The organism is Pseudonocardia sp. (genome assembly GCF_029263155.1).
In the GTDB taxonomy this organism is placed as follows: domain Bacteria; phylum Actinomycetota; class Actinomycetes; order Mycobacteriales; family Pseudonocardiaceae; genus Pseudonocardia.
This window is the reverse complement of the sequence record NZ_JAJCYB010000061.1, coordinates 1-7,909: the sequence shown is the minus strand read 5'-3', so window position 1 is coordinate 7,909 and position 7,909 is coordinate 1. Positions and strand designations below refer to the sequence as shown.

5 protein-coding genes are annotated in these 7,909 nt (G+C 72.6%); 2 read left to right on the top strand and 3 right to left on the bottom strand.

The annotated features are described in order from the left end of the window. Nucleotides 1-799: 799 nt before the first annotated feature. The gene (locus Q1K26_RS12055) at nt 800-2,185 is read right to left on the bottom strand and encodes a phosphotransferase (protein ID WP_300010689.1); all 1,386 of its coding nucleotides are present in this window, start codon (nt 2,183-2,185) and stop codon (nt 800-802) included. Between the two features lie 122 nt (nt 2,186-2,307). Between Q1K26_RS12055 and Q1K26_RS12050 the strand changes: the two genes are divergently transcribed. Further along, nucleotides 2,308-2,616 (top strand): SH3 domain-containing protein, encoded by a 309-nt coding sequence (locus Q1K26_RS12050; protein WP_300010686.1) that lies wholly within the window; start codon nt 2,308-2,310, stop codon nt 2,614-2,616. 10 nt (nt 2,617-2,626) lie between these two features. Here Q1K26_RS12050 and Q1K26_RS12045 read toward each other — a convergent pair whose 3' ends face one another. Continuing rightward, nucleotides 2,627-4,612, bottom strand: a complete 1,986-nt coding sequence (locus Q1K26_RS12045) for an alpha-1,4-glucan--maltose-1-phosphate maltosyltransferase (protein WP_300010684.1) — start codon at nt 4,610-4,612, stop codon at nt 2,627-2,629. 214 nt (nt 4,613-4,826) lie between these two features. Here Q1K26_RS12045 and glgP point away from each other — a divergent pair, with 214 nt between their 5' ends. Then, nucleotides 4,827-7,373: an alpha-glucan family phosphorylase gene (gene glgP, locus Q1K26_RS12040; protein ID WP_300010681.1), complete on the top strand. Its 2,547-nt coding sequence runs from the start codon at nt 4,827-4,829 to the stop codon at nt 7,371-7,373. A 125-nt stretch (nt 7,374-7,498) separates the two neighbouring features. On the opposite strand, the gene Q1K26_RS12035 is transcribed toward glgP, so the two are convergent. Next, entirely contained in the window at nt 7,499-7,720 is a 222-nt protein-coding gene (locus tag Q1K26_RS12035) for a zinc ribbon domain-containing protein (protein WP_300010678.1), read from the bottom strand. Nucleotides 7,721-7,909 lie beyond the last annotated feature (189 nt).

Sequence of the window (7,909 nt, the reverse complement as noted above, 5' to 3'; positions counted from 1 at the left end):
CCACCGGCCAGGGCCGCAAGCGCTGGATGATGCGCTGGAAACCCGCCCTCAACGCCTTCGAGATGACCTTCGACGGCCGACTCGCCGCTGGCCGTCGGTAGACCCGACCAACATCAGTTACACCGTTCAGTTGACAGTCCCCAGAACGGCGGTGGATCGTGCTGCGCCCTCGGGCCGTCGGTGGTGATCCCCCACCACTCGCCGAGGCGCGATCTGTGGCGGGCCGGCACCGGTCGGCTCCGGTGGGTCCGGGCCGGGGACCGCCGGTCGTGGTGGGCGATGGTCGAACGGTTCGTTGCCGTAGGTGTGTCCGGTCGGGTGGTCCACACGACGCGGCCGTCCCGGTGCTGGGTCGCGGTCCAGCCGGGGGCGTGTTTCTCGTGGTGGTGCAGGGTGCAGCCGTCGGTGAGGTCGTGCTCGGCGGTGGGGCCGTACGGGTAGGGGATGGTGTGGTCGAGTTCGGAGTCCAGGGGGCGGCGGCACGGCGGTGAGCAGCAGTACACGTCGCGGGCGCGGACGAAGTCGGCCGGCCCGGCGGTGGCGGGTGTTGGCGCCCTCGGGATCGACCGCGATCACGGCGCGTGCGAGCGCTGCGACCGGCTGCGCGCGGGAGCGGGTGGGAGCGGCGGGCAGGACCCGGTCCTGCACCCATCGGGCGGCGTGGTCGTCGAGGTGGCGGGTGGCGTCGCAGATCGCGCGGACCTGGGGTGCACAGGCGGCAGGCCTGCTCGAGCCGGGCAACGGCGGCGGGCCGGGAGATCGACAGGTGCGCGAATCGCGGAACGAGCCGGCCGACCGCTCACCGCACCGCGCCGGACCCCGCCTCCGACGTCAGCCGCACGATGGTCGCCAGCGGGATGGACACCCAGGTCGGGCGGCTGCGGGTCTCGTAGAGCACCTGGTAGACGGCCTTGTCCAGCTCGTACGCCCGCAGCAGCGCCCCGTGCTCGCGCGGATCGGAGCCACCGCGTTGTGCGTAGCCCGCGCAGAACGCGGTGCGGTTGCGGGCGGCCCACTCGTCGGCGCGGTTCCGGTCGGGATGCGAGCCGGTGAGCGGGCCGGACTGCAGCAGGTGGTGGGAGGCCGCGTAGTCGAAGGAGAACAGCATGCCGGCGACGTCCCGCATGGCCGGGTCGGGCCGCACCCGTTCGGCGAGTGGCGCGGCGGGCTCGCCCTCGAAGTCGATGACCAGCCATCCGCGGGGGGTGCGCAGGGTCTGGCCCAGGTGCAGGTCGCCGTGGACGCGCTGGGTGGGGATCGGCGTGCCCAGCGCCGCGACCGCGTCGTACACGGCCCGGATCGGGTCGGCGTGCTCGCCGAGCGACGGGATCTCGCCGACGATCGCGGCGAGCCGCTCGTGCCACACGGCGGCCAGCTCGGCCGGGTCGCGCTCCTGCTCGCCCAGAGCGCGGCGTAGCTCCGCGTGCACGACGGCGAGCGTCTCACCGAGCCGCGACGCCTCCGCGGCGAAGTCGCCGGGGGCCTCCGCGGGGCTCGGCGCGTCGCTGGTGAACAGGTTCTGCACGCTGGACAGCGCCAGCGCCCAGCCGTCGCCGGAGTTGGCGGCGAAGTCCGACAGCATGCCGAGCGTGACCGGCTCGCCGTCCAGGGTCCCCTCGATCGCGCCCTGCAGCGCCGCCACCTGGTGGCTGCCGACGGTGCGCAGCGCGCGGTGCATCTCCAGGTCGGCGCTGACGCCGGGCAGCACGCGCCGGAAGACCTTGAGGATCGACCGGTCCCCCCACGACACCGACGTGTTGGACTGCTCCACCCCGATCGGGCGTCCCGGACCGGGGTCGGCCATGGACGCGCCGGGCTCGGGCACGAACCGCACCTCGCCCGTGGTGCGGCCGGCCCGGATCGCCTCCAGCAGCCACGCGGTCACCTCGGTGTCGACGAGGCCGTCGTAGGCGTCGGCGTCCCCGATCCGTCCGATCCGGGCGCCCGCGAGATCCGCCGAGAGCTGGTCGCGCCGGGCGAGGGGGAGCTGGTAGTGCTGCACGGACCCGTCGTCGTCGAAGGTGACGGCGACGAGCAGCAGGTTCAGCCGCAGGTCCGGCCCGTCGATCAGAGGGGTGTCCGACGCGACGGCCGTGGAGCGGACCGGCCGGCCCTTCGCGGCGAACCAGCGTTGCCGCGCCAGCCACTCGGGCAGCAGGGTCGGGAGCTCCTCGGCGAGGGTCACGCAGTCTCCTCCGCGGGTCGATCGGGGACGTTGCGAGGTTAATCGGACGGCCGCCGGTTCACCCAACGTGGCGCGGCGGCGCGGCCGCTGCGCCGCCGTCGGAGCGCCCCTACCGTGGTCGGGTGTACGCCGATCGGGTCCGACGCGCATCACGGACGGTGCTGGTCGTCGCGACCGTCCTGCTGTGCGTGGGCTGCCAGCGCACCAGTATCGACGGGCTCAACGTGCGTGCAGGCCCGACCACCGCGACCCCTGTCGTAGGAACGATCGACGAGGACGGCGCCCGCGTGGACATCGAGTGCTGGACGCGCGGTGAGCAGGTGCGCGGCGACACCGTCTGGTTCCGCATCGGCGCACCGGTCCCGGGCTACGTCACCAACTACTACGTCGAGACCACCGGCGACGTACTGGCCGCCGAGGACCCCTGTTGAGCGGACCCGCCTACCGCTGGATGCGCAGGATGTGGGCCACGTGGTTCCACGGCTCCAGCTTCACGAAGTTGAACTGACCCCAGTCCCACGTCTCACCGCTGACCTCGTCGTGGACGGTGACCCGGTCGTTCCAGCCCAGCCCGAGCGCGGGCATGTCGAGCGAGGTGGTGCCGGTCTGCGCGTCGTAGGAGTCCAGCGTGCAGACCACCAGCACGGTGTCGCCGGTGGCCGGCTCGGTCTTGGAGTAGGCGATGATCGACTCGTTGTCGACGTGGTGGAACGCGATGTTGCGCAGCTGCTGCAGTGCGGGATGCGCGCGGCGGATCTCGTTGAGCCGCGTGAGGTAGGGCTCCAGCGAGTTGCCGGTGGCCGCGGCCGCCTCGAAGTCGCGGGGGCGCAGCTCGTACTTCTCGGAGTTGAGGTACTCCTCGCTGCCCGGCTTGACCGGCTCCCACTCGTAGAGCTCGAACCCGGAGTAGACACCCCACGTCGGGGACATCGTGGCGGCCAGGGTGGCACGGATCGCGAACATTCCGGGCCCGCCGGTCTGCAGCGACTCGTGCAGGATGTCGGGGGTGTTGACGAACATGTTCGGGCGGGCCTCGTCGGCACGCTCGGCGTGCATCAGGGCGAACTCGGTGAGCTCGGCCTTCGTGGTGCGCCACGTGAAGTACGAGTAGGACTGCGTGAAGCCCAGCCGCGCCAGCCCGAACAGCCGCGCGGGGCGGGTGAACGCCTCGGCCAGGAACAGCACCTCGGGATGGCGGGCCTTGACCTGCCAGATCAGCCAGTGCCAGAAGTTCGGCGGCTTGGTGTGCGGGTTGTCGACGCGGAAGATCTTCACGCCGTGCTCGACCCAGTGCAGCACCACGCGCAGCGACTCCGCGTAGATCCCGGCCGGGTCGTTGTCGAAGTTGACCGGGTAGATGTCCTGGTACTTCTTGGGCGGATTCTCCGCGTAGGCGATCGAACCGTCGGGGCGGACGGTGAACCACTCCGGATGCTCGGTGACCCACGGATGGTCGGGCGCGCACTGCAGCGCGAAGTCGAGCGCGACCTCCATGCCGAGGTCGTTCGTGCGCGCCACGAACGCGTCGAAGTCCTCCAGGGTGCCCAGCTCGGGGTCGATCGCGTCGTGGCCGCCCTCGGCCGAGCCGATCGCCCACGGCGAGCCGACGTCGCCGGGGCCCGCGTTGACGTTGTTGTTGCGGCCCTTGCGGTGCTTCGTGCCGACCGGGTGGATCGGGGGCAGGTACACCACGTCGAAGCCCATGGCGGCGACGCGGTCGAGCGCCTTCGCCGCGGTGACGAACGAGCCGTGCACCGCGCGCCCGGTCTCGTCGCGGCCCCCGGTGGAGCGGGGGAAGAACTCGTACCAGGAGCCGTAGAGGGCGCGCTCGCGGTCGACGTAGACCTGCTGGGCGCGGCCGCGGGTGATCAGCTCGCGCACCGGGCGCTCGGTCATGATCTTCTCGACGGCGGGGAACAACGCAGGCGCGACGCGGGCGTGCAGCGGCATCGCGGTGTCGCGCAGGGCGTTGGCGGCCCCGAAGAGCAGGTCGCGCGAGGCGCGCTCGGCGGGACGGCGGCCCACGCGCTGCAGCAGGCGGGCGCCGATCTCCAGGTCGTTGGCCAGCTCCTCGGGGGTCTGCCCGGCGGCGAGCTTCTTGGTGACGGCGTTGCGCCAGGTGGCCCAGGGGTCGCTCCAGGCGTCGACGCGGAAGGTCCACATGCCCGGCTCGTCGGCGGTGACGGTGGCGGCGAACGAGTCGCTGCCGATCCCGACCGGCTCCATGCGGACGTGGTGCGCGCCGCCCCTGCTGCCGATCCCCGTACCCGAAATCCTCCGCCACACGACGTTGGCAGCGACCGCGTCGTGGCCCTCGCGCCACACCACCGCGGTGATCGGGATGACCTCGCCGACGACGGCCTTCGCCGCTTGTCGCCCACCGCTCACGCTGGGGGTGACGTCATCGATTCCGAGCCGACCTGTCATGCCGTCACCCACCCACACGCGTTGCCCCAGCACGTCACCCGTGTCACAACCGTACCTACCCGGTCCAGCCACGAAAGGAACGGGTCGCGGCGCATTCCCCAGCGTTCACGTGATCGTCATGCGGCCCGGCCGCAACGTTCGCGCGCCCGCGCAGGCCCGAGCGTCCGGACCTGCCTGGACCGATCCCGGGATCGGTTCAACTACGCTCCCGCGCGTGAGAGCTCTTCGCCGGTTCACCGTGCGCGCCCAGCTGCCGCCCGCCCTCGCCCCGCTGCAGGCGCTGGCCACCAACCTGCGGTGGAGCTGGCATCCGCCCACCCAGGACATGTTCGCGACCCTCGACCCGGAGGCCTGGCAACGGGCGGGGCACGATCCCGTCCGGTTGCTGGGTGAGATCCCGACCGAGCGCTTCGAGGTGCTCGCCAAGGACGCCGACACCGTCGTCACCGTCCGGGAGCTGGCCGACGATCTGGAGGCCTACCTCACGGGCGACCGGTGGTACCAGGTCGAGCGCGAGGACGACGGGTCGCTGCCCGCGGCCGTCGGCTACTTCTCGATGGAGTTCGGCGTCAGCGAGGTCCTGCCCAACTACTCCGGGGGCCTCGGTGTGCTGGCCGGCGACCACCTCAAGGCCGCCTCCGACCTCGGCGTGCCGCTGATCGGCGTCGGCCTGCTCTACCGGTCGGGCTACTTCCGCCAGTCGCTCTCCCTCGACGGCTGGCAGCTCGAGCACTACCCCGCCCTCGACCCGCAGGGCCTGCCGCTGCAGCTGCTGACCGCCGGGGACAACACGCCGGTGCTCGTCGACATCGCGATGCCGGGCGGGCGCACACTGCGCGCGCGCGTCTGGCAGGCCGCGGTGGGCCGCGTCCCGCTGCTGCTGCTCGACTCCGACATCGAGGAGAACGAGCCCGACCTCCGCGGCGTCACCGACCGGCTCTACGGCGGCGACCAGGACCAGCGCATCCGCCAGGAGATCCTGGTCGGGGTCGGCGGCGTGCGGGCCGTCCGCGCGTTCTGCGAGGTCACCGGCCACCCGCAGCCCGAGGTCTTCCACACCAACGAGGGCCACGCCGGGTTCCTGGGTCTGGAGCGCATCCGCGAGCTGCAGGACGCGCACGGCCTCGCCTTCGACGAGGCGCTGGCCGCCGTCCGCGCCGGCACCGTGTTCACCACGCACACCCCGGTGCCCGCGGGCATCGACCGCTTCCCCGTCGACATGGTGCAGCACTACTTCGGCGACACGCTGCTGCCCGGCGTGCCGATGCAGCGGGTGCTCGCACTGGGTGCCGAGGACAACCCGAGCATGTTCAACATGGCGCACATGGGGCTGAGGCTGGCCCAGCGCGCCAACGGGGTGTCGCAACTGCACGGCGCGGTGTCACGGGGCATGTTCGGCGGGCTCTGGAACGGCTTCGACGCCGACGAGGTGCCGATCGGCTCGGTGACGAACGGCGTGCACGGGGCCACCTGGGAGGCGCGCGAGGTGACCGAGCTGATCGGGACCCCCGAGAGCCCCGCCGAGGAGGTCACCGACGCCGAGCTGTGGGACCTGCGCACCGCGCTGCGCGCGCGGCTCGTGCACGAGGTGCGACGCCGGGTGCGGGAGGCGTGGCTGCAGCGCGGGGCGTCGCTGCCCGAGTTGGGCTGGACCGAGCACGTGTTCGACCCCGACGTGCTCACCGTCGGGTTCGCCCGCCGCGTCCCCACCTACAAGCGGCTCACGCTGATGCTGCGCGACAAGGAGCGCCTGCGCGACCTGCTGCTCGACCCGCACCGGCCGGTCCAGCTCGTCGTCGCGGGGAAGAGCCACCCCGCCGACGACGGCGGGAAGGCGCTGATCCAGGAGATCGTGCAGTTCGCCGACGACCCGGCCGTGCGGCACCGGATCACGTTCCTGCCCGACTACGACATGTCGATGGCCCGCTACCTGTACTGGGGCTGCGACGTCTGGCTGAACAACCCGCTGCGCCCGCTGGAGGCGTGCGGGACCTCGGGCATGAAGTCCGCGCTCAACGGCGGGCTCAACCTGTCGATCCGGGACGGCTGGTGGGACGAGTTCTACGACGGCGCCAACGGCTGGGCCATCCCCACCGCCGACGGCATCGTCGACCCCACCAAGCGCGACGACCTCGAGGCGAACGCGCTCTACGAGCTGCTCGCCACGCAGGTGGCGCCGGCGTTCTACGAGCGCACCGACGGCGTCCCGCAGCGGTGGGTGGAGCTGGTGCGCCACACGCTGACCTCGCTGCGCCCGCAGGTGCAGGCCGCGCGCATGGTGACCGAGTACACGCAGGACCTCTACGCCCCGGCGGCACGGGCGGCGGCGGGCGTCGTCGCCGAGTCGTTCGGACCCGCGCGCGAGCTCGCGGCCTACCGCACCCGGCTCAACAACGCCTGGAACCGGGTACGGGTGCTGGGCGTCGACGCCTCCGGACTGCCGGACACGCCGGTCGTCGGGGCACCGATGACGGTGCGTGCGGTGGTGGAGCTCGCCGGGCTGAACGCGGCGGACGTCGTGGTCGAGGCCGTCGTGGGTCCGGTGTCGGACACCGACGAGCTCGACTCCCGCAAGCGCACCGCGGCGATGAAGCACGTGGGGTCCGCCACGGAGGACGGCCCGGACGGCGGCGGGCAGCGGTTCGAGGCGGTCGTGCCCCTGCCGCACGCCGGCCTGACCGGCTACACGGTCCGTGTCCTGCCGGCGCACCCGCTGCTGGCGAGCTCGGCGGAGCTGGGCAAGGTGGTCCTGGCCGGCTGACCGTTGCCGGGGTCCGGGTTCGCGATGCGCACGGTGTGGCGCGCTCGCAGACCGTGCGGTGCGTCGCAGAGGCTGCAGCGTCTGCGACGGTCTGGTGGGTGTGCGAGCGTCGAACGGTGTGCGCGTCAGCCGCAGCAGCCGCCGCCGCAGCATCCTCCGCCGCCCGCCCCGGCCCGCGCGGGAGCGCGCGGTGCGGAGCTCAGGCCTCCGACGGCGACGGTCGTGAGCAGCTTGACGGTGTCGTGATGGCCTGCCGGGCACGGTGCGGGCTCACCCGACGCGCTCATCGGTCGGCTGACCTCGAAGGTGTCCGCGCACTCGCGGCAGCGGAAGTCGTAGCGGGGCACATGTGCAGGGTATGCCGTCGGGACGGTCGGGGACAGGACGCTCGCCGCTACGGCTGCACTGGCGCGCACGCAACCCGCGACTCGCGCGCACTGAGGCCCCGACTCGCGCGCACGGAGCCCGCGACTCGCGCGCGCTGAGGCCCCGACTCGCGGGCACGCAGGGCCGGTCGTGCGCGAGTCGGGGTCTGC

Coding starts and splice junctions, on each gene's coding strand:
- Q1K26_RS12045 (WP_300010684.1), bottom strand. CDS start 4,612: ATGACAGGTCGGCTCGGAATCGATGACGTCACCCCCAGCGTGAGCGGT.